This is a genomic window from Streptomyces griseofuscus (assembly GCF_014673495.1).
Lineage (GTDB): Bacteria > Actinomycetota > Actinomycetes > Streptomycetales > Streptomycetaceae > Streptomyces > Streptomyces murinus.
In genome coordinates this window covers 4,727,042-4,748,601 of sequence record NZ_CP051006.1, presented here as the reverse complement: position 1 = coordinate 4,748,601, position 21,560 = coordinate 4,727,042, and the positions used below count along the sequence as shown (strand labels likewise).

Below are 21,560 nucleotides of genomic sequence, written 5' to 3'. Positions count from 1 at the left end.
ACCGAGAGGGATCAGGTCAGACCCAGGGCCGGCATCAGGTAGTAGAAGGCGAAGACCGCCGAGACGACGTACATCGCCACCGGGATGTCGCGGTACCGGCCCGCGGCCAGGCGCAGCACGGTGAAGGTGATGAAGCCCATGCCGATGCCGTTGGTGATCGAGTAGGTGAACGGCATCATCAGCATGGTCACGAACGCCGGGATCGCGATCGTGTAGTCGGCCCAGTCGATCTCCTTGATGGAGTGCGAAAGGATCAGGAAGCCGACCGCGATCAGCGCCGGGGTGGCCGCCTGGGACGGCACCATGGTGGCGATCGGGGTGAGGAGCAGCGAGACGGCGAACAGACCGCCCGTGACGATGTTGGCGAAGCCGGTGCGGGCGCCCTCGCCGACACCGGCGGTGGACTCCACGAAGGCGGTGGTGGCCGAGGCGGAGCCGGCGCCGCCTGCCGCGACCGAGAGGCCGTCCACGAACAGCACCCGGTTGATGCCGGGCATGTAGCCCTCGGCGTCGGTCAGCTTGGCCTCGTCGCTGATGCCCATGATCGTGCCCATCGCGTCGAAGAAGCACGACAGCAGGACCGTGAAGACGAAGAGGATGCCGGTCAGCACGCCGACCTTGGAGAAGCCGCCGAACAGGCTGACCTGGCCGACCAGGCCGAAGTCCGGGGTGGAGACCGGGTTGCCGGGCCACTTCGGGACCGTCAGGCCCCAGGAGGGGATCGTGGCGACGGCGTTGATGATCATCGCGAGGACGGTCATGCCCACGATGGAGATCAGGATGGCGCCCGGCACCTTGCGCACGATCAGGGCGAAGGTGAGCAGCGCGCCCAGGATGAAGATCAGCACCGGCCAGCCGGTGAGGTGACCGCCGGTGCCCAGCTGGAGCGGGACGGTGGTCTGGGCGGCGTCCGGGATACGGCTGACGAAGCCGGAGTCCACCAGGCCGATCAGCATGATGAACAGGCCGATACCGATCGCGATCGCCTTGCGCAGACCGAACGGCACCGCGTTCATCACGCGCTCCCGCAGCCCCGTGGCGACCAGCAGCATGACCACGAAACCGGCGAGGACGACCATGCCCATCGCGTCCGGCCAGGTCATCCGGGGTGCCAGCTGGAGGGCGACGACCGAGTTCACGCCGAGACCCGCGGCCATGGCGATCGGGACATTGCCGATGACACCCATCAGCAGGGTGCTGAAGGCGGCCGTCAGCGCGGTCGCCGTCACCAACTGGCCATTGTCCAGATGATGCCCGTACATGTCCTTCGCGCTGCCCAGAATGATTGGGTTCAGCACGATGATGTACGCCATCGCGAAGAAGGTGGCGAGACCGCCCCGGACCTCCCGCCCGACAGTGCTGCCACGCTCGGAGATCTTGAAGTAGCGGTCGAGGGGGCCGCCGGCGAACGCGCCGCCCGGCTTCTCGGGGGTGGGGACCTTGGCAGGCGCCGAGGTGGGCATGCGAGACCTCATCACCAAAGGGTTCCCCCGAGCCCTCTTGGAGTTTCCTACGATTAGAAGCGGTCAAAGACAAACGGTTTCAGTATGAAGGTATGACTGCTAGATCGCTATCTCCGCGCGTAGAACGTATGCAGTCCTGGTGCGGATCCGGTCGCCCTCCGGTCGACCTCCGATCGTCTCCGATCGCCTCGTAAGCTGTCCGGCATGGCCAAGTGGATCCCCCAGCACGAGGCGCCCGAGCCCCTTGAGGGGCCCGTGGTCGCCACCATCACCGGCGGCACGATCGTCTGGTTCGTCCTGTTCCTCGTCCAGCTCCCCTTCTACGGCTGGTTCCACGAGCACGGCCATCTGTGGTGGCTGTGGACCTGCCTGACCGGGGGCGGGCTCGGGCTGATCGGCATCTGGTACGTGCGGGGGCGGGACGCGGCGCTCAAGCGGGCGGCGCGGGAGCGGCCGGAATCCACCCCTGTGGAGTAGCCCCGGGTACCCCCGTGGAGCGGCCCCGGGTCCGAACGGCCCCTCGTCGCCGGCAGAGGGCCGGGTGGGCGGCCGCGCAAAGGCCACGTACCGTCGGATACATGAGCCATATAGACGCCGGCGCCGAACTCGATCCGGTGCACCCGGTGGCCCTGCCCACGACCCGGGCGACGGGGCTGACCGGCGCGGAGGTCGCGGAGCGCCGGGCGCGTGGCCAGGTCAACGACGTACCCGTGCGCAGCAGCCGCTCGCTCGGGGAGATCGTCCGGGCGAACGTGTTCACCCGGTTCAACGCGATCATCGGCGCGCTCTGGGTGATCACCCTGTTCGTCGCGCCGATCCAGGACAGCCTGTTCGGGTTCGTGATCCTCGCCAACACCGGTATCGGCATCGTGCAGGAGTGGCGGGCCAAGCAGACCCTGGACTCGCTCGCGGTGATCGGGGAGGCCCGGCCGACCGTGCGCCGGGACGGCGCGGCCGTGGAGATCGGCACCGACGAGATCGTCCTGGACGACCTGATCGAGATCGGGCCCGGGGACAAGGTCGTCGTGGACGGGGTGTGCGCGGAGGCCGACGGACTGGAGATCGACGAGTCGCTGCTCACCGGCGAGGCCGACCCGGTGGTCAAGCGGCCGGGCGATCCGGTGATGTCCGGCAGCTTCGTGGTCGCGGGCGGCGGCGCCTTCGCCGCGACCAAGGTGGGCCGGGAGGCCTATGCCGTCAAGCTCGCCGAGGAGGCGTCGCGCTTCACGCTCGTCCACTCCGAGCTGCGCACCGGTATCTCCACGATCCTCAAGTACGTCACCTGGATGATGGTCCCGGCCGCGATCGGCCTGGTCGTCACCCAGCTCGTGGTCAAGAACGACGACCTCAAGGGCGCGGTCGCCCGGACCATCGGCGGCATCGTGCCGATGGTCCCGGAGGGCCTGGTGCTGCTCACCTCGGTGGCCTTCGCGATCGGTGTCATCCGGCTCGGCCGCAAGCAGTGCCTGGTGCAGGAGCTGCCCGCGATCGAGGGCCTCGCCCGCGTGGACACCGTCTGCCTGGACAAGACCGGCACGCTCACCGAGGGCGGCATGGACGTCACCGAGCTGCGCACGCTCAACGGCGCGGAGGAGTCGTACGTGCGCAAGGTGCTCGGCGCGCTCGGCGAGTCCGATCCCCGGCCCAATGCCTCGCTCCAGGCGATCATCGACGCCTACCCCGACAACGACGACTGGCGCTGCGTCGAGTCGCTTCCCTTCTCCTCGGCCCGCAAGTACAGCGGGGCCGCGTTCAGCGAGGGCGACGGGGAGATCAGCACCTGGCTGCTGGGCGCCCCGGACGTACTGCTCGGCGCCGACGACCCGGCGCTCGCGGAGACCGAGCGGCTCAACGAGCAGGGGCTGCGGGTGCTGCTGCTGGCGCGGGCCCGCCGGGATCTGGACGACACCGCGCCGGCCAAGGGCGCCCGCCCCACCGCCCTGGTCGTCCTCGAACAGCGGCTGCGCCCGGACGCGGCCGACACCCTGCGCTACTTCGCCGACCAGCGGGTGGCGGCCAAGGTCATCTCCGGGGACAACGCGGTCTCGGTCGGCGCGGTCGCGGCCAAGCTGGGCCTCGACGGGACGGCGACGGACGCGCGGCGGCTGCCCGAGGGCAAGGCGGAGATGGCCCGGGTGCTGGACGCGGGCACCGTCTTCGGGCGGGTCACCCCGCAGCAGAAGCGGGACATGGTGGGCGCGCTCCAGTCGCGCGGGCACACGGTGGCGATGACCGGCGACGGCGTGAACGACGTGCTCGCCCTCAAGGACGCCGACATCGGTGTGGCCATGGGCTCGGGCTCGGAGGCGACCCGGGCGGTGGCCCAGATCGTGCTGCTGGACAACAGCTTCGCCAGCCTGCCGTCGGTGGTCGGCGAGGGCCGCCGGGTGATCGGCAACATCACCCGGGTGGCGACGCTGTTCCTGGTGAAGACGGTCTACTCGGTACTGCTCGCGGTGCTGGTGGTCTGCTGGCAGGTGGAGTACCCGTTCCTGCCCCGCCATCTGACCCTGCTGTCCACGCTCACCATCGGCGTCCCGGCCTTCTTCCTGGCGCTGGCGCCCAACAACGAGCGGGCCAGACCGCACTTCGTGCACCAGGTGATGCGGTACTCGATCCCGGGCGGCGTGGTGGCCGGGGTGGCGACCTTCGTGACGTACCTGATCGCCCGGCACTACTACACGGGACCCGGCCAGCTGGCGGCGGAGACCAGTGCGGCCACGCTGACGCTGTTCCTGATCTCCATGTGGGTGCTGGCGATCATCGCCCGCCCCTACACCTGGTGGCGGGTGATCCTGGTGGCCTCGATGGCGGTGGCGTTCCTGCTGGTGCTCGTCGTCCCCGCGCTCCAGGACTTCTTCGCGGTACGACTGGTGGGGCTCGCCGTGCCGTGGACGGCGGTGGCGGTCTCGGTGCTGGCGGCGGCCGCCCTGGAGTTCCTGTGGAAGTGGGTCGACCGCCGCTTCCCCGGCTAGCGGGGGCCCTGCCTACTTCACGTCGACGTAGTCACCCGTGGCGGTGGTCGCCGGGGTGGTCGTGGTGCCCGCGAAGGCGTAGCGGAAGTAGCCGTCGACCGTGGCGGTGGTCGTGGTCTTCAGGTTGCCCGTGGAGTTCGTCTTGACGGTCTTCAGCGTGGTGTAGGTGCTGGAGCCGCTCTTGCGGAACTGGAGCTTGACCGGCTGGTTGGCGTAGCCGTGGTACTTGCCGTCCTCCCAGTCGGCGCGGGCCAGCTTGCCGGAGACCGTGACGGTCTTGCCCTTCTTCACCGGCTCCGGGGCGGCGTCTGTGTTCAGGGTCGCCCAGCGCTGGAGGTTGTAGGAGTTGGTCGGGTCCTTGACGGCCACGCCCACCTTGGTCATGTCGGCCGGCTTGGTGGGGTTCTGGCCGTTGAACGCGACGGCGTAGGCGGCGGCCTTCCAGGCGCCGGCGTCCTCGCTGAGCAGCTCGGTCGGGTCGACGGGCACGGTGGACTTGCAGGAGGCCACCGTCGTGGAGGTGTCCGTGCAGGTCGAGACCGCGCTGTCGAAGTAGAAGATCGAGTCGTCGAAGGAGGCGCCGCGGTACAGCTCGATGGCCGCGACGAAGTCCTTGGCGTGGATGTTGACCTCGGTGCCGTGCGTCAGCGTGAAGGAGACGGGCACCTTGACGAGGTTGGTGGTACCGGCGGCGATGTTCTTGCCGTTGTTCACCTTCACGGCGGAGAAGGTGGCGTTCAGCTTGTAGGGCGTGCCCGAGGCGGCGACGGCGAAGGTCGCGCGGCCCGGGTGCTGGGCGGCGTGGGCGACCCTGCTCGCGGAGTTCCCCGCGGGCACCCGCTCCTGCCCGGCGGCGTGCGCCGCGGGCAGGGCGAGGGCGGAGAGGGCCAGGGCGCCGGAGACGGCGGCCACGGTGGCACGAATACGCATGTGCGGTTCCCCTGCGTACGAAGTAGACGGGAGTCGGACGACTCCGGAAGATCAGACGCCGCACGCAAGGGAACGGTTGTACGGAACTTGTGGATTTCGTGAGAGACGCCTGGAGAGCAGGAACGTCCGGTGGGCAGGGGAGCCAGGAGACGTCCGGAGGTCAGTCGAACCAGCGGTCCCGGGCCAGTTCCGCCGTCCGGGACGGGTCCTCCAGCAGGGCGGCGACCTCGAAGCGACGCGGCCACTGCCGGGCCGCCCAGGCGAGTCCGGCGGCGACGCCCTCCAGGGTGGCCGCGTGCAGCACCCCGTCGTCGGTGAGCCGCCAGTCGATCTCCACGCCGTCCACGACCAGTTCGTCGTGCTCGACGTACGTCTCGGGTGTGCGCGGGCCGAGGAGCATCCGCACCGAGTCCGGCACGTCGTGCTCGGCGCCCTCGGAGTGCACCTCGCCGGTGACGGACTCGCTCAGCCGCCGCACCTGGAACAGCTCGGCCAACTCGGCTGCGCGGGACGGCCGTACGGGCAGCAGGGGCACACCGGACGTGAAGGGCAGCAGGTCCGGGGAGTCGACGACCACGGCGTCGGCGGCGTCCACCACCGTCACCCGCCCGTCGGTCACGGCCCGCAACTCGTCCGGCAGGGTCACCTGTTCCGGGTCGATGTCGGCCAACGCACCGTACAGACCGTGCAGTTGGGCGCCGATGACCGGGCGTTCCGGGTCGGCGAGCCGGTCCAGGAGTTCGGCGGCGCCGCCGGGCTCGGCCAGCAGGGCGCCGACCGAGGTCCGTACGCCGAGGGCGCGCAGCACCTGTTCGTCCTCGAAACCGGTGGCGTCGGCCTCGTCGTACAGGCCGCGCAGCAGCGGGTCGCCGCCGGCCGCGAGAAGGCCCGCGGGGCGGCGGCCGTCCAGCACCGGGTGCCCGCGCAGCCACCAGGCGGTGTACGGCCGTACGACCTCATGGGTGCCGTCGGGCAGCAGGACGCGCACCGGCTGGGTGAGGGCGTCGCGCAGCGGCGGGCGGGCGAGCAGGGTGAGGGCCTCGGGCCAGTGGTCGTCGTCCACGAGGTCGAGGTCGCGGACGGCGACGAGTTCGGTGGCGACCGGGGGGACCGGGCTGTCCGGGAAGCGGTCGAGGATGTCCTCGCACCACACGTCCACTGCGTCCAGCAGTCCGGCGTCGTCCGGCTCGGCGAAGTCGCCCTCGCGGGGCTCCAGTTCGTCCGGGTCGAGGACGACATCGGTGGCACGGACCAGTGCGAAGGTGGCGAGCACCCCGCAGGCGGCCAGCGGCTGTTCGCCCCACTTGTCCGCCAACTCCGGGTCGACCGCCGCCAGTTCGTCCTCGCGGATCACCCGGGCGAAGGGGCTCCCGGGGAACACCAGCTCGCCCGCGGGGGCGAGTTCGCCGTCCTCGTCGGGCAGCGCGAGGGCGCCGAGCCAGGGCTCGTCACCGGGCTCCAGGCCGGCGTCCCGGACCAGAGCGAGGACGGTGTCGGCGAGTTCCTCCGCGTCGGGCGCGTCCTCCTCCCAGCCGAGGGCGCCCCCGTCGTCCAGGGAGGCGGCGACGGCGGCCCGCACCTGGGGGGTGGTGAGCACCGCGCGCGGGGTGGCGGGCAGCGCGCCCAGCTTCTCCAGCAGCGGGTGGGCGGCGTCCTCGTGAGCGACCTTCAGGCCGAGCCGGGCGAGCACGTCCGCGTCGATCCGAGGGCCGTCGGGAGTGGGCAGCAGCACCTGGCGGGGGCCAATGGTGGTACGCCCGTCCGCGAGCGGTACCGGGAGTCCGGAGAGCCGCTCCACGTCCACGCCCGCGAGGCTGTCGTAGAGCCGCCACCACCACTCGGGGTCCTTCTCCAGGCCCGCGAGCCGGTCCACGGCGTCGGCGAGCGGGAGCCGGGCGACCCCGAGGGTGCGCAGCTCGGCGCGGCGCTCCAGACCGGCGGGCAGCAGGGTGGGCAGCACCTCGGCGAGCACCCGCACGGTCTCGGCACCGGCGCCCTCCACGATCTCCGCGTCCCGGGGCCGCAGCGCCTCGGGCAGCTCGTCCTCGCCGCCGTCGCCGGGCAGCGCGGGCGGCAGGAACGCGGTGCGCGGCAGCCGCTCCAGGAGGGCCTGGCGCAGCGCGCCGTCCAGCTCGCCCTTGCCCAGCGGCCCGGGTACGAGGTCGACGGCTGCCTCGGTCACCGGGCGCCAGCCGGCGAGGAGTTCGGTGTACACGTCGGCCGCGCGCCGCACCAGGAAGTCGGTGAGCGGGCCGGGCGCGGTGTGCCGGCGGGTGGTGTCGAGCGGGAAGGAGGCGATGAGGAGGGCGGGCACGCCGAGGGGTTCGTCGCTGGGGGTGGGGGCGTGCACGACGGGGGACGTGCGGGGCCGCACCGGGCGCCCCTGCTCGTCGGTCGGCACGGCCCAGGTCACCGACCAGTGGGGTCGCAGCCGCTCCTCCACCGGGCGGTCGGCGAGCAGTTCCGGGTCCAGCGGCCCGTGCGCGGAGGCGGTACGCCAGCGGGTGGTGCCCTCCCGTGAGTCCTCGACGACGGTGACGGCGCCCTCGGTCCGCCGGCGCAGGGTGCGGGGCGCGGCGTCGCCGACCTCGATGACGACCTCGTCGAGACCCGGGAGGGTGAGGAGGAGCGCGTCGTCCACGGCGTCCAGCAGGCGCTCGGCGAGGTCGGCGGCGGCCGCGTCGCGCAGCGGCAGGATGACGGCGGTGTCGTACGGGTCGGGGGCGGTGCCCTCGGCGGCGAAGGGCAGCCGGAGCAGCGGGACATGGCCCGCGCGGCGCCGGACCTCGTCGCCGAGTCCGGGGCTGTGCCGGGCGGTGTCGGCGGCCAGCTCGCGGGCCTCGGCGAGGGACCAGCGGACGCCGCCGTGCCGGCCGACGAGGGCGGGCTCGTCGGTGACCGAGAGGACGGCGGCGAAACCGACGCCGAAGCGGCCGACGGAGCCGTGCGTGGAGTCGGCGTCGCGCTTGGCGGAGGCGCGCAGCGTGGACAGCGACTCGACGCCGGTCGCGTCCAGGGGGGCGCCGGTGTTGGCCGCGATCAGCACGCCGTCGCGGAGGGTGAGGCGCAGGCGGCCCGGCACCCGGGCGCGGGCGGCGGCGTCGGCGGCGTTCTGCGCCAGCTCGATCACCAGGCGGTCCCGGTAGCCGCCCAGGACGAGGTCCTCCTCGGCGTTGGCGTCCTCGCGGAAGCGGGCGGGGCTGGTGGCCCAGGCGTCGATGACACCGCGACGCAGCCGGGCCGTCCCGAAGGGATCGGCACCCTCGGCCGCCGGCCGCACGTACTTGCTGCTCACGTTCACACTCCTCGTCGACGTGAGGAAGAAGGTACAGCGCGTCGCCGACATCCCGATTTCTTGCCCGCCCACCCGACCCGACTGCACAGCGGCACAGCGGCCGGACACGATGCGAGGGACCGTCAGGCCAGCACCCTGCGGTACACCTGGCGAGAACCGCCCTCCGGCCCAGGGTCCGTCGGTTCGGCCGGGGTGAAGTCCAGTCGCTCGTAGAAGGCGCGGGCGCCGCTCGAAGCCGCGCCGGAGTGGTCCGGGCCGAAGGTGACGACCTCGATGGCGGCCGGAGGGCGGACGAAGCGAGCGAGCGCGTCGGCCAGCAGCGCGCGGCCCACGCCCCCGCCCCGGGCCCGCTCGGTGACGGCCAGCCAGTGCACCTTTTGCGCAGGGGGGTTGCCGCCGAAGAGGAGGGCGCCCAGGAGATCCCCGGACGCGGCCTGGGCCACCAGCGCCGTGCCGCGGCCGATGCTCCGCCGCACGGCCTCGGTGAAACCGGGGTCGTCCACCATCGGGCCGAACCAGTGCTCCACCTCGGCCGCCAGGGCGAGGAACCCGGGGAGATTCGCGTCCCGCGCGAGGCGGACCGGGGTCACGAGTGGCCCAGTTCCGCCGTCTCCTCGTCCGTCGTCTCCGGGACCGAGCCGGAGTCGCGGGCGGGGTGCAGCGGGAAGGGCTCCACCCGGGTCTCGTCGATGACCGGCGGGGCCGGCTGCGGGGGCTTGGGCATGACCGCCGCCTCGGAGTGGGCGCCGCAGCCGTAGGCGAGGGAGACCACCCGGCCGTCCGCCGGGGCGAACTCATTGGCGCACACACCGAACGCCTGGCCCAGCGAGCCACCGATGGGCGCGAGGAAGCCGCAGGTCAGACAGGTGGCCGGGGCCGCCTGGGCCATCGGCGTCTTCGGACCGAAGGCCTCCTCCCAGCGGTCGGCCGCGCTGTGCAGGCCGTAACGGGACAGCACACGCGCCCTGCGCAGGCCCAGTTCCTCGGCCACCGAGGCGATGGAGCCGCGCGTGGGCACCGTCGGCTGGACGGCCGGCGTGCCCGGACTCACGTCCGCGTCCTCGGCCTCCGCCAGCTCCGCCATCTCCTCGGACACCGGGGAGTCGGCCGGCGGCTGGTCCTCGCCGGTGTAGCCAGGTTCGAGGCGCAGGTCGTCCTGGTCGGTGGGGAGCAGATCGCCGGGCCCGAGGTCACCCGGGCGCAGCCGCTCGCTCCACGGCACCCACTCCGGCGCGAGCAGCGCGTCGGGGCCGGGGAGCAGCACCACCTCGTCCAGGGTGACGACCTTGGCACGGGAGGCGCGGGCCACGGTCACGGCCCAGCGCCAGCCCCGGTAGCCCAGTTCCTTGCACTCGAAGAAGTGCGTGACAACGCGGTCGCCCTCGGAGACGAGGCCGGAGTGCTCGCCGACCACACCGGGCGCGGCTGCCTCCTCCGCGGCGGCACGGGCGAGGTCGACCGCCTCGGCGCACAGGCGGTCGGGGGTGCGGCTTCGCGTTGTCGCTGCGCTCACAGGTATCGCTTCTCTCCTACGCCGTCTCGTCAAGGCGGCTGCCTTAGGCGGGTTGGCCGACGGAGCGGACCTCAGGACCGCATCGACGTCTGCATCATCCGCGCGCTCGGGCGCACCTCTGCCATCCATTCTGCGTTATGGCTGAGATACGCACGCTACACCGAACAGGATTCATTGCCGCTCGACGGCATTCTCCCCCACTTCACCCGCTCCTCCCGCCCCCTCGGCGGGCGCGGTTCGCCGCCATACGTGCCGTATCCGCACTATCCGGCGGCATCTCGGGGCACTATGAACCTCGTGGCAACCGCGGACAGGAGTGGGGTTCGGGGTGGCGGTACGCGCCGGGTGGGCGGTGCCGCCCGGTCCGTCGGGCGTGCCCTGCACCTCCCCGTCACCGGTGCCGCGCGCGGCATCCGCCGGGTCACCCACGCGCACGGCGCGGGCGAGTCGGGCCTCGGCAAGCTGATCGAGCTGCACGCGGTGAACGGCGCCGGAGACGTCATGATCACCGTGGCCCTCGCCTCCACCGTCTTCTTCTCCGTGCCGACCGACGAGGCGCGCGGGCGGGTCGCGCTGTATCTGGCGATCACCATGGCGCCGTTCACCGTCCTCGCCCCGGTCATCGGCCCGCTGCTCGACCGGCTCCCGCACGGGCGCCGGGCCGCGATGGCGGCGGCCATGCTGGCGCGGGCGCTGCTCGCCCTGCTGATCTCGGGCGCGGTGGCGACCGGGAGCCTGGAGCTGTATCCCGCGGCGCTGGGCGTGCTGGTGGCGTCCAAGGCGTACGGCGTGGTGCGCAGCGCCGTCGTACCGCGGCTGCTGCCGCCGCTGTTCTCGCTGGTGAAGGCCAACTCCCGGGTGACCCTGGCCGGGCTGCTGGCCACCGGGGTGGCCGCGCCGATCGCGGCGGGGCTGCACCGGCTCGGCGATCCCTGGCCGCTCTACGGCGCCTTCGTGATCTTCGTGGGGGGCACGGCGCTGTCCTTCTCGCTGCCGCCCAAGGTGGACTCGGCCCGCGGTGAGGCGGTGGCGCTGCTCGCCGCCGACGAGACACGGCTGCCGAGGACCAAGGTGAAGCGGCCCGGGCTGCGCACGGTCGGGCCCGCCGTGACCCACGCCCTCGGCGCCAACGCGGCCCTGCGCTGCCTGTCCGGCTTCCTGATCTTCTTCCTCGCCTTCCTGCTGCGCGAGCACCCGCTCGGCGACCAGAGCGCGGTGGTCTCGCTGGGCCTGGTGGGCGTCGCGGCCGGCGCCGGCAACGCGCTGGGTACGGCGGTGGGGGCGTGGCTGAGATCACGGGCGCCGGAGATCATCATCGTGACCGTCGTCGCGGCGGCGCTGGGCATGGCGCTCGTGGCCGCGGTGTTCTTCGGGGCCGTCCTGGTGACCTGTCTGGCCGCGGTCGCCGGGTTCGCGCAGGCGCTGGCCAAGCTGGCGCTGGACGCGCTGATCCAGCGGGATGTGCCGGAGCTGGTGCGCAGCTCGGCCTTCGCCCGCTCCGAGACACTGCTCCAGATGGCGTGGGTGTTCGGCGGCGCGGTCGGCATCGTGATGCCGCTCAACGGCACGGTGGGGCTGCTGGCGGGCGCCGCCTTCGTGGCGGTGGGCTGGCTGAGCACCCTGCGCGGTCTGATCGCCTCCGCGCGGTACGGCGGCCGGCCCCGCGCCCGGGTGGCGTGACCGGGCGCCCCGACGTGAAGGGGCGAAGCCGTAGCGGGGCGAAGTCGCAAAGGGGCGATGACGTAAAGAGGCGATGGCGTAAAGGGGCAGGTGGCGTGACGAAACCGGACACGCCTCGGTTGTCGCGGACACGACTGGCGTAACGAACCGGGCACGCCGCACCCCGCGTGGGCGGACGGCTCCGGGCGACCGATAATCTTTCGACCATGACCACGCTGCCCCGCGGCGAAGCCGCTGAAGTACACCGCGTCGCGCGGCGCCGCCGCGCCGTCGCCGCCGCCGGCGCCGTTGCCGCCGGACTGCTCGTCCTGTCCGCCTGCGACAAGCCGACGCCCACCGCGACCATCACCGTCGGCCGGGACACCGTGAGCTCCGAGGCGGTCTGCTACAACGACGGCAACGCGCTCGACGCCAAGGCCCTGACCGAGTGCGCCAAGAAGACCGGCGACGCGAAGGCGATCTCGGTCGGCGAGGACTCGACGGTCCGGATCGGCGTCGACCCGAAGATCGCGGACGCCGGCTGGGCCGTGCTGGTCAACGGCCGCCCCTTCACCAGCCTGAGCAAGGAGACGTACCGCACCCTGCCGGGCAACGCGTTCTTCAACGAGCAGTACGGCACCGGCGGCAACTCCAACACGCTGGTGATCCAGATGGGCTCCAACCCGACCAAGGGCGTGTGGTCCTTCAAGCTGAAGAAGGCCTGATCACGACGTCCGCACGTGTTCTCGTGGCCACCGCGGTCCCCGCCGAACGGGACGCGGTGGCACGGGCGTTCCCCGAGCCCGGGCAAGAGGTACGGCTGCCGGGCGCGGTGCTGCTCCGTACGACCGCCGGCGCCGGCCCGTCCGGTACGACCGCGGATGCCGACCCCCGTCGTACCGCCGCCGTGATCGATCTGCTCGCCGCCGGGGTCGGTCCCGCGCGGGCCGCGGCCGCCACCGGTGCCGCGCTCACCGCGGCCGCGCTCGCCGGGACCCCCTACGACCTGGTCGTCTCGGCCGGGATCGGCGGCGGGTTCGCGCCCGGGGCGCCGCTCGGCTCGCTCGTCGTCGCCGACGCGATCACCGTCGCCGACCTGGGCGCCGAGACCGCCGACGGCTTTCTCCCGGTCACCGAACTGGGGTTCGGGACCGTCACCCATCGCCCGCCGGAATCACTCGTACGGGCCGTGGCCGAGGCCACCGGAGCCCGCGCCGGCACGGTCCTGACCGTGTCCACCGTGACCGGCACCGCCGCCCGCGCCGCCGCGCTGCGCACCCGGCACCCCCGCGCGCTCGCCGAGGGCATGGAGGGCTTCGGGGTCGCCGAGGCCGCGGACGCCCAGGGCGTCCCGGTACTGGAGGTCCGCGCGATCTCCAACCCGGTCGGCCCGCGCGACCGCGCCGCCTGGCGCATCGGCGACGCCCTCGCCGCCCTCACCGCGGCCTTTGGGAAGTTCGCGCCCGCATTGGAGAGTTGGAAATCCGTATGACCAGTGAGCCCTTGCAGATCGCGTACTCGCCCTGCCCCAACGACACCTTCGTCTTCGACGCCCTCGCCCACGGCCGGGTCCCCGGCGCCCCCGCGCTGGACGTGACCTTCGCCGACATCGACATCACCAACGGCATGGCCGAGCGCGGTGAGTTCGATGTGCTGAAGGTGTCGTACGCCGTCCTGCCGTACGTCCTCGACGAGTACGCGCTGCTGCCCTGCGGCGGCGCGCTGGGCCGGGGCTGCGGGCCGCTGGTGCTCACGCGGGAGGCCGGTGTCGATCTGACGGGCCGTACGGTCGCGGTGCCCAGCGAGAAGTCGACGGCGTATCTGCTGTTCCGGCTGTGGGCCGCCGACACGGTGCCCGGTGGGGTCGGCGAGATCGTGGTCATGCCGTTCCACGAGATCATGCCGGCCGTGCGGGACGGCAAGGTGGACGCGGGCCTGGTGATCCACGAGGCCCGGTTCACCTATCAGAACTACGGGCTGCACAAGCTCGCCGACATGGGCGAGCACTGGGAGCGGACGACCGGGCTGCCGATCCCGCTGGGCGCGATCCTCGCCAAGCGGTCGCTGGGCGCCGAGACGCTGAAGCAGCTCGCGGAGTCCGTACGCGCCTCCGTACGGGCCGCGTGGGACGCGCCCGAGGTCTCCAGGCCGTATGTCATGGCGCACGCCCAGGAGATGGACCCGGCGGTGGCCGACCAGCACATCGGGCTGTACGTCAACGAGTTCACCGCCGACCTCGGCGAGGACGGCTACGCGGCGATCCGCGGGCTGCTCACCCGGGCCGCGGCCGAGGGACTGGTACCGCCCCTCGGCCCGGACGCGCTCGCTTTCCCCTGAGGTGGGCCGGACGTCGAGGCGGCTCAGACGTCCAGCTGGTCGGCGACCGCGCGGAGCAGCCCGGCGATCTTCTTGCCGGAGGCCTTCTCGGGGTAGCGGCCCTTCTCCAGCATCGGGGTGATGTTCTCCAGGAGGGTCGTCAGGTCCTGCACGATCGAGGCCAGCTCATCGGGCTTCTTGCGCTGGGCGGCGGCCACGGAGGGCGTCGGGTCGAGCACGACCACCGAGAGCGCCTGGTCGCCGCGCTGGCCGGCGACCACGCCGAACTCCACGCGCTGTCCCGGCTTGAGCACATCGACTCCGGCGGGGAGAACCGAGGAATGGACGAAGACGTCACCGCCGTCGTCACGGGAGAGAAAGCCGAAGCCCTTCTCGCTGTTGAACCACTTGACCTTGCCGGTAGGCACGTCTGTCCTCGTCCTCGTACTCGTCGGGAAAACTGCTCGGAAACGGCTCTTGATAGCAATGCAGCGGGTCGCCGTGACCCGCTGTCATCAAGGCTAATGGTCTTGGACCCGGTGACAAGACGTCCCCCGGTCGTTCTCTCGCGCAGGAACTACCCTGGTCCGGTGCGTGACAAAACCCAAGCGAATTCCGCCGGGCCCGGCGACGGACTGATCCGTGCCGGCGCCATCGTGTTCTTCGTCGGGGCCCTGGCCACTCTGGTCACGATGGTCCCGCTGTTCCTCGGAACCAAGCCGTTTCCGACCTACATGTACGGACTGTGCATGCTCATGGGCGTCGGCTTCCTCGTCGCCGGCGCCGGAGTGCTGCGGTCGATCGCGGCCGGCCGGCGGCAGGCGAGGAGTGCCGCGGCGTCCCGGTAGCGACCAGCGCCGCGGCCGGTCCTGAGGGCCGTCGGACCCGGCTCCGTCAGGGGCGGTAATCGGCCAGCCAGGCCGGGAAGGCGGCCAGGTCGTCCAGCACGACGTCCGCCCCGGCCGCGCGCAGTTCGTCCGCGGGGCAGGGTCCGGTCGCCACCGCGACCGACAGCGCGCCCGCGGTACGCGCCCCGCGCACATCACCGGTGTGGTCGCCGACGTACACGCCCGCGCCGTACTCGCGCAGCGCCTGCGCCTTCTGCTCGGCCCACAGGTCGCCCACGACCACGTCGGGCTCGATGCCCAGATGGGACAGGTGCAGCTTCGCGTTCGGCTCGTACTTGGCGGTGACCACCATGGTCCGGCCGCCGGCCGCGCGCACCGCCGCCATGGCCTCGCGAGCGCCCTTCATGGCGGGGGTCGCGGCGATGGCTATGGACGGGTACATCTCCCGGTACAGATCGGCGATCGCGGGGACCCGCTCGGCCGGGAACCAGTTCACCAGCTCGTCCGCGAGCGGCGGGCCGAGCCGGGTGATCGCCAGGTCGGCGTCGATGTACGTACCCGTACGCTCCGCCAGCGCCACGTAGCACGCGCGGATGCCCGGCCGGGAGTCGATGAGGGTCATGTCGAGGTCGAAGCCGACGGTGAGGGAGGCCATGGGGGACATGGTGCCAGGCCGGTACGACACCGCGCCGACCCCCGTTCGGCCTTTGTGCCACAGGCATCAGCCTCCGCGCCGCGCCCCAGCCTCGGCGTCGCGAGGGTCGGCCTCTGCGTCAGGGGGGCAGCAGCCTCTGCGTCGGGGGGCAGCCTCTGTGTCGCGGGGTCGGCCATTGCCGCGCGGGCGTCGGCCATTGCCGCGCTGCGGCGGGCGTCAGCCTTTGCGCTGGGAGCGCCACAGCACGTAGAGCGCCGAGGCGACGGCCGCGCCCCGCACCACCCAGGGCCAGGTCTGGGCGACGGCGTCGTTCATCTGCCCCTGGGCGATCGGGTCGCCCCAGCGGCCGTTCTGCCGTCCCCACAGCCACACCAGGCCCGCGGCGACCGCGGTGCCGGGCAGCACGAGCACCGCCCACTTGCTCTCGGACGGGCTCAGCCGCCGGGAGGCGTAGGCCATCGCCCAGCCCGCGAGCAGCGCGAACCAGTTGCCGAGCACCGCCCCGACGATCAGCGCGGCCGCGGCCAGCAGCAGGAACGGGTTGGACCAGCCGCCCGCGGGACCGGGCAGGAGCCGGCGGGTGGGGGCGGCGGCCTCGGCGTCCGGCGCGAGACCGGGGGCCTTGTCCAAAGCCGGGGCGGGCGCCGGGGCGCGGCGCGGGAACAGACCGAAGCGCCGGGCGGGAGCGGGAAGCGGGGCCTGTGCCGCCCTCTCCTTCTCCTCCCGTTCCGCCCGCTCGCGCCGCTCCCGCTCGATCTCGTGCGGAGGGCGGCGCAGCAGGTCCGGGATCTCCACCCCGCCGACGAAGCCCGGCACCGGGTCGGTGTCCAGGAAGGGGCTGTGCCCGCCGCCGCCGAAGGGACCGTCCGCGGTGCGCCACCAGTCGGGGTCGGGCGCCGGCGCGGCCTCCCACAGCTCGTGCGAGGCGGCGCGCGGCGCGTCCCTGGGAACGGAGGGCTCGGGCCGCGGCTCGGTGGGACGCGGTCGCGGTACGACCCGGCGCAGACCCCGCGGTCGCTCCTCGTCCGGCGCCGCGCGCTTCGGCTCCCGCGCACGCGGCACGGGCTGCGCCGGTACCGCCGCGGAGGGGCGGCCCGCGCCGTCGGCGGACCCGGTGCCGCCCGCGGCCTCGACCACCTCGTCGGGCGTGCCCAGGCGGTCCAGGATGCGGCGGACCGCGGCGGGACTGTCCACCGTCGCCCTGGCCCGGTCGCGGTCGATCTCGTTGCGCAGCTCCGAGACCAGCCGCATGCGCGCGGACGACGGCAGCTGCCGCTGCGACGCGATGTCCCCGACGCGGCTCAGGTACTCGTAGACGACCTTGTCGCTCTCGATGCCCACGGAATCCCTCCGGGGTGACGCCGACTGAAACCCCGTGAGGACGGTAGCGCAGAGCGGGCGCCGCCCGGCACGGCTGAACCGCCCGGGGTAACCCGCTAACGTTGGCCGGATGAGCCAAGAGGCCAACCCAGCCCCTCGGTCCCTCGCGGAGGCGCTCCGCGCCAGGGACGACGCCTCCCTGGCCGCGCTGTTGCGCAGCCGCCCGGACCTCATCACGCCCGTCCCCACCGATCTGACCCAGCTGGCCACCCGGGCCGGCACCCGGGCCTCGGTGCTGCGGGCCCTGGAACGGCTGGACCGCTTCGCCCTACAGACCGCCGAGGCGCTGGCCGTGGCCCCGGACCCGGCCTCCGGCACCGCGCTGCTCGGGCTGATGGCCGGGGACGCCGGGGACGAGACGGTGGCCGCCGCGCTCCCCCGCGCCCTCGCCACCCTGCGCGAACAGGCGCTGGTGTGGGGCGACGACGAGCGGCTGCGCCTGGTGCGCACCGCCCGCGAGCTGCTCGCGCCGTCCCCGGGGCACCCCTCGCCCACCGGGCTCGGGCCCACCGTGCACGAGGCGACCTCGGGCATGTCTCCGGGGCGGATCCAGGAGATCGTGACCACGGCGGGGCTGGCCTCGACCCATGACTCGGTGTCGGCGGTGACCGCGCTGACCTCGCTGTTCACCCATCGGAAGAAGATGGCCAAGCTGCTCTCCGGGGCGCCGGAGGGCTCTCTGGAGGTGCTGTCCCGGCTGGTGTGGGGGCCGCCGTACGGGCAGGTCACCCCGGAACCGGCCGCCCATCTGCGCTGGCTGCTGGACCGGGGCCTGCTGCTGCCGACGGCTCCCGGCACCGTCGTACTGCCCCGCGAGGTGGCCCTGCATCTGCGCGCGGGCCGCGCCCACCGGGAGCCCGAGCCGCTGCCGCCCGCGGTGGAGCCGGCCGCGACCCACCGTCCACAGGGTGTGGACGCCGCGGCGGCCGGCCAGGCGCACACCGCGCTCGCCACCGTCGAGGAGCTGCTGAAGGACTGGGACGAGGGCGGGCCCGCGGTGCTGCGGGCCGGCGGGCTCAGCGTGCGCGATCTCAAGCGGACCGCCGTCGCCCTGGACGCGCCCGAGCCGGTCGCCGCGTTCTGGGTCGAACTGGCCTATGCGGCAGGCCTGTTGGCCTCCGACGGCGAGGCCGACGAGCGGTACGCCGCCACCCCCTTCTACGACGAGTGGCTGGAGCGTCCCCCGGCCGAGCGCTGGGCGCTGCTCGCCGGGGCCTGGCTGACGGCGACCCGGGCGCCTGGCCTGGTCGGCGGGCGGGACGCGAAGGACCGTACCCTCTCCGCGCTCGGCCCCGGCCTGGACCGCTCGGCGGCGCCCGAGGTACGGCACCGGGTCCTGACCCTGCTGGCCGGCCTCCCGGCGGGCGCCGCCCCCACCCCCGAGTCGATCCTGACCCGGCTCCACTGGGAACGCCCCCTGCGGGGCACCGCGGGCACCCCCCGCCCCGGCCGGGGCACCCCCGCCGAGGACCTCCGCACCCGCCTCGCCCGCTGGGCCCTCACGGAGGCGGAACTCCTGGGCGTGACGGGACGCGGCGCGCTGTCCACACAGGGCAGGGCACTGCTGGGGGCACCGGGACCGGAAGCTTCGGACGGTCCGGGTCCGGGTGGTCCGGGTCCGGGTGGTCGGGCCGGTGCGAGTGGCATGCCCGGTGGCGGTGAGCCCGGTGGTCCCGGGGACAAGCTCCCCGTCCATCACCACCGTGCCCCTGCCTCCGCCCCCGCCCTCGCAGCTGCCCCGAGCGCCCCCGCGTCCCTCGTCCCCCTCTCCCCCGCCGAACAGGCCGTCGCCACCGCCACCGCCGCCCGGCTCCTCGCCCCGCTCCTGCCCGAGCCCCTCGATCACGTCCTCCTCCAGGCCGACCTGACCGCGGTCGCGCCGGGGCCGCTGGAGCGGCCGCTCGCGGAGATGCTCGGGGTGCTCGCGGACGTGGAGTCGAAGGGCGGCGCGACGGTGTACCGGTTCACTCCGGGGTCGGTGCGCCGGGCCCTGGACGCCGGGCGGACCGCCGCCGATCTGCACGACTTCCTCGCCCGGCACTCGCGCACCCCGATCCCGCAGCCGCTCGCCTATCTGATCGACGACGTGGCCCGTAAGCACGGCCATCTGCGGATCGGCGCCGCCTCGGCGTACGTCCGCTGCGACGACGACGCCCTGCTGACCGAGATCCTCGCCGACAAGCGCGCCACCACCCTGCGCCTGCGCCGCCTCGCCCCGACCGTGCTGGCCGCCCAGTCCGACCCGGCCGCCCTGCTGGAGGGCCTGCGCGCGATGGGCTTCGCGCCCGCCGCCGAGTCCGCCGAGGGCGATGTGCTGATCACCCGGGCGCACGCCCACCGCACCCCGCCCCGGACCGCGCCCGAGCCGGTGCCGGACGGCCCGCCGCCGCCCGACGGCACGCTCCTGTCCGCCGCGATCCGCGCGATCCGGGCCGGTGACCTGGCCGCCACGGCCCCCCGCAAGCCCACCGGCACCGACCCGGCGGCCGGTGAGCTGCCCCGCACCTCCGCCGCCGAGACCCTGGCCACCGTGCAGGCCGCGGTGCTCACCGGCGACTCCCTGTGGATCGGCTACGTCAACGCCGAGGGCGCCGCCAGCCAGCGCGTCATCGCCCCGATCCGCGTGGAGGGCGGCTTCGTGACGGCCTACGACCACACGGCGGACGAGGTCCGCACCTACCCGCTGCACCGCATCACCGGGGTCGCCGAACTCGCCGAGGAGTGAGCGGGCACGGTCACGGTGGCCCGCGACCCTCCGCGACCGTCCCCGGATGGGGCACACTGGACGTTTGGTCCCGGTGAAGGCCGTAGTGGAAAGGGTGTGCCGCGCGTGAACGGTCCACTGATCGTCCAGTCCGACAAGACCCTGCTCCTGGAGGTCGACCACGAGCGGGCCGACGACTGCCGGCGGGCCATCGCGCCGTTCGCCGAGCTGGAGCGGGCGCCCGAGCACATCCACACCTATCGGGTCACGCCGCTCGGGCTGTGGAACGCGCGGGCCGCGGGGCACGACGCGGAGCAGGTCGTGGACGCGCTGGTGGAGTACAGCAGGTACCCGGTACCGCACGCGCTGCTCGTGGACATCGCCGAGACGATGGACCGCTACGGCCGCCTCACCCTCTCCAAGCACCCCGCGCACGGACTGGTCCTGACGACCACCGACCGGCCGGTGCTGGAGGAGGTCCTGAAGTCCAAGCGGATCAGTCCGCTGGTCGGCGCGCGGATCGACCCCGACACCGTGGTGGTGCACCCCTCCGAGCGCGGGCAGATCAAGCAGACGCTGCTCAAGCTGGGCTGGCCGGCCGAGGACCTCGCGGGCTATGTGGACGGCGAGGCGCACCCCATCGACCTGCGCGAGGACGGCTGGACCCTGCGGCCGTACCAGAAGCAGGCCGTGGAGAACTTCTGGCACGGCGGCAGCGGTGTCGTGGTGCTGCCCTGCGGTGCGGGCAAGACGCTGGTGGGTGCCGCGTCCATGGCGGAGGCGAAGTCGACCACGCTGATCCTGGTGACCAACACCGTCTCCGCCCGGCAGTGGAAGCACGAGCTGGTGAAGCGGACCTCGCTGACCGAGGACGAGATCGGCGAGTACAGCGGGACCCGCAAGGAGATCCGCCCGGTCACCATCGCCACCTACCAGGTGCTGACGACCAAGCGGAAGGGCGTCTATCCGCACCTGGAGCTGTTCGACTCCCGGGACTGGGGGCTGATCGTCTACGACGAGGTGCATCTGCTGCCGGCTCCCGTCTTCAAGTTCACCGCCGATCTCCAGGCACGGCGGCGGCTGGGACTGACCGCCACGCTGGTGCGCGAGGACGGCCGTGAGTCGGATGTGTTCTCCCTGATCGGGCCCAAGCGGTTCGACGCGCCCTGGAAGGAGATCGAGGCGCAGGGCTATATCGCGCCCGCCGACTGCGTCGAGGTCCGGGTGAATCTGACGGAGTCCGAGCGGCTGGCGTACGCGACGGCCGAGACGGAGGAGAAGTACCGCTTCTGTGCCACCACGGACACCAAGCGGAAGGTCACGGAGGCGATCGTCCGCAGGTTCGCGGGCCAGCAGATCCTGGTGATCGGGCAGTACATCGACCAACTCGACGAGCTGGGCGAGCACTTGAACGCCCCGGTGATCAAGGGCGAGACCTCCAACGCCCAGCGCGAGAAGCTCTTCGACGCCTTCCGTGAGGGCGAGATCAATGTGCTGGTGGTGTCCAAGGTCGCGAACTTCTCCATCGACCTGCCCGAGGCCACCGTCGCCATCCAGGTGTCCGGCACCTTCGGCTCCCGCCAGGAGGAGGCCCAGCGGCTCGGCCGGGTGCTGCGGCCCAAGGCCGACGGCCACCAGGCCCACTTCTACTCGGTCGTGGCCCGCGACACCATCGACCAGGACTTCGCCGCCCACCGCCAGCGCTTCCTGGCCGAGCAGGGCTACGCCTACCGGATCATGGACGCGGACGAGATCCTCGCGGAGGCGGAGGGCCGGTCCGAGCCGGAGGGCTGACGGGGAGGGCCGGGGGTGGCGGGCGGTG

17 protein-coding genes are annotated in these 21,560 nt (G+C 73.0%); 9 read left to right on the top strand and 8 right to left on the bottom strand.

Annotation, left to right across the window (positions count from 1 at the left end):
• Positions 1 to 11: 11 nt before the first annotated feature.
• Complete coding sequence (locus HEP81_RS21275) at positions 12 to 1,463, bottom strand: NCS2 family permease (protein ID WP_037653318.1); 1,452 nt, start codon at positions 1,461 to 1,463, stop codon at positions 12 to 14.
• Positions 1,464 to 1,667: 204 nt separating this feature from the next.
• Here HEP81_RS21275 and HEP81_RS21270 point away from each other — a divergent pair, with 204 nt between their 5' ends.
• Positions 1,668 to 1,940, top strand: coding sequence for a DUF2530 domain-containing protein (locus tag HEP81_RS21270; RefSeq protein ID WP_037653319.1), 273 nt, complete (start codon positions 1,668 to 1,670; stop codon positions 1,938 to 1,940).
• Positions 1,941 to 2,041: 101 nt separating this feature from the next.
• Positions 2,042 to 4,438, top strand: coding sequence for an HAD-IC family P-type ATPase (locus tag HEP81_RS21265; RefSeq protein ID WP_037653320.1), 2,397 nt, complete (start codon positions 2,042 to 2,044; stop codon positions 4,436 to 4,438).
• Positions 4,439 to 4,450: 12 nt separating this feature from the next.
• Here HEP81_RS21265 and HEP81_RS21260 read toward each other — a convergent pair whose 3' ends face one another.
• The 4 genes from HEP81_RS21260 to HEP81_RS21245 all read right to left on the bottom strand — a co-directional run bounded on the left by HEP81_RS21260 (position 4,451) and on the right by HEP81_RS21245 (position 10,176).
• On the bottom strand, positions 4,451 to 5,368 hold the full coding sequence (locus HEP81_RS21260; protein WP_037653322.1) for a hypothetical protein: 918 nt from the start codon (positions 5,366 to 5,368) through the stop codon (positions 4,451 to 4,453).
• Positions 5,369 to 5,528: 160 nt separating this feature from the next.
• Positions 5,529 to 8,714 carry a sacsin N-terminal ATP-binding-like domain-containing protein gene (locus HEP81_RS21255; RefSeq protein ID WP_051849992.1) on the bottom strand — a complete coding sequence of 1,062 codons (3,186 nt, stop codon included), beginning with the start codon at positions 8,712 to 8,714 and terminating at the stop codon, positions 5,529 to 5,531.
• Positions 8,715 to 8,785: 71 nt separating this feature from the next.
• Positions 8,786 to 9,253 (bottom strand): GNAT family N-acetyltransferase, encoded by a 468-nt coding sequence (locus tag HEP81_RS21250; RefSeq protein WP_037653324.1) that lies wholly within the window; start codon positions 9,251 to 9,253, stop codon positions 8,786 to 8,788.
• Positions 9,250 to 10,176 carry a DUF3027 domain-containing protein gene (locus HEP81_RS21245; RefSeq protein WP_037653326.1) on the bottom strand — a complete coding sequence of 309 codons (927 nt, stop codon included), beginning with the start codon at positions 10,174 to 10,176 and terminating at the stop codon, positions 9,250 to 9,252. The genes HEP81_RS21250 and HEP81_RS21245 overlap by 4 nt, the downstream gene beginning before the upstream one ends.
• Before the next feature lie 288 nt (positions 10,177 to 10,464).
• On the opposite strand from HEP81_RS21245, the gene HEP81_RS21240 reads away from it, so the two are divergent.
• The 4 genes from HEP81_RS21240 to HEP81_RS21225 all read left to right on the top strand — a co-directional run bounded on the left by HEP81_RS21240 (position 10,465) and on the right by HEP81_RS21225 (position 14,172).
• A complete protein-coding gene (locus HEP81_RS21240) occupies positions 10,465 to 11,856 on the top strand; it encodes an MFS transporter (protein ID WP_190276021.1) in 1,392 nt (463 codons plus the stop codon).
• A 206-nt stretch (positions 11,857 to 12,062) separates the two neighbouring features.
• Complete coding sequence (locus HEP81_RS21235) at positions 12,063 to 12,560, top strand: hypothetical protein (protein ID WP_037653328.1); 498 nt, start codon at positions 12,063 to 12,065, stop codon at positions 12,558 to 12,560.
• Between the two features lie 23 nt (positions 12,561 to 12,583).
• The gene (locus tag HEP81_RS21230; protein WP_078967227.1) at positions 12,584 to 13,327 is read left to right on the top strand and encodes a futalosine hydrolase; all 744 of its coding nucleotides are present in this window, start codon (positions 12,584 to 12,586) and stop codon (positions 13,325 to 13,327) included.
• Positions 13,324 to 14,172 (top strand): 1,4-dihydroxy-6-naphtoate synthase, encoded by an 849-nt coding sequence (locus HEP81_RS21225; protein ID WP_037653329.1) that lies wholly within the window; start codon positions 13,324 to 13,326, stop codon positions 14,170 to 14,172. The genes HEP81_RS21230 and HEP81_RS21225 overlap by 4 nt, the downstream gene beginning before the upstream one ends.
• A gap of 23 nt (positions 14,173 to 14,195) precedes the next feature.
• Here HEP81_RS21225 and HEP81_RS42165 read toward each other — a convergent pair whose 3' ends face one another.
• Positions 14,196 to 14,579 carry a cold-shock protein gene (locus tag HEP81_RS42165; RefSeq protein WP_037653330.1) on the bottom strand — a complete coding sequence of 128 codons (384 nt, stop codon included), beginning with the start codon at positions 14,577 to 14,579 and terminating at the stop codon, positions 14,196 to 14,198.
• A 162-nt stretch (positions 14,580 to 14,741) separates the two neighbouring features.
• Between HEP81_RS42165 and HEP81_RS21215 the strand changes: the two genes are divergently transcribed.
• On the top strand, positions 14,742 to 14,999 hold the full coding sequence (locus tag HEP81_RS21215; protein ID WP_037653331.1) for a hypothetical protein: 258 nt from the start codon (positions 14,742 to 14,744) through the stop codon (positions 14,997 to 14,999).
• 46 nt (positions 15,000 to 15,045) lie between these two features.
• On the opposite strand, the gene HEP81_RS21210 is transcribed toward HEP81_RS21215, so the two are convergent.
• Both HEP81_RS21210 and HEP81_RS21205 read right to left on the bottom strand, forming a co-directional pair.
• Positions 15,046 to 15,663 carry an HAD family hydrolase gene (locus tag HEP81_RS21210; RefSeq protein ID WP_037653332.1) on the bottom strand — a complete coding sequence of 206 codons (618 nt, stop codon included), beginning with the start codon at positions 15,661 to 15,663 and terminating at the stop codon, positions 15,046 to 15,048.
• Between the two features lie 207 nt (positions 15,664 to 15,870).
• Positions 15,871 to 16,995, bottom strand: coding sequence for a membrane protein (locus HEP81_RS21205; protein ID WP_037653333.1), 1,125 nt, complete (start codon positions 16,993 to 16,995; stop codon positions 15,871 to 15,873).
• 109 nt (positions 16,996 to 17,104) lie between these two features.
• Here HEP81_RS21205 and HEP81_RS21200 point away from each other — a divergent pair, with 109 nt between their 5' ends.
• Both HEP81_RS21200 and HEP81_RS21195 read left to right on the top strand, forming a co-directional pair.
• Positions 17,105 to 19,759 (top strand): helicase-associated domain-containing protein, encoded by a 2,655-nt coding sequence (locus tag HEP81_RS21200; RefSeq protein WP_037653334.1) that lies wholly within the window; start codon positions 17,105 to 17,107, stop codon positions 19,757 to 19,759.
• A 105-nt stretch (positions 19,760 to 19,864) separates the two neighbouring features.
• A complete protein-coding gene (locus tag HEP81_RS21195) occupies positions 19,865 to 21,532 on the top strand; it encodes a DNA repair helicase XPB (RefSeq protein WP_037653508.1) in 1,668 nt (555 codons plus the stop codon).
• The last annotated feature ends 28 nt before the right edge of the window (positions 21,533 to 21,560 follow it).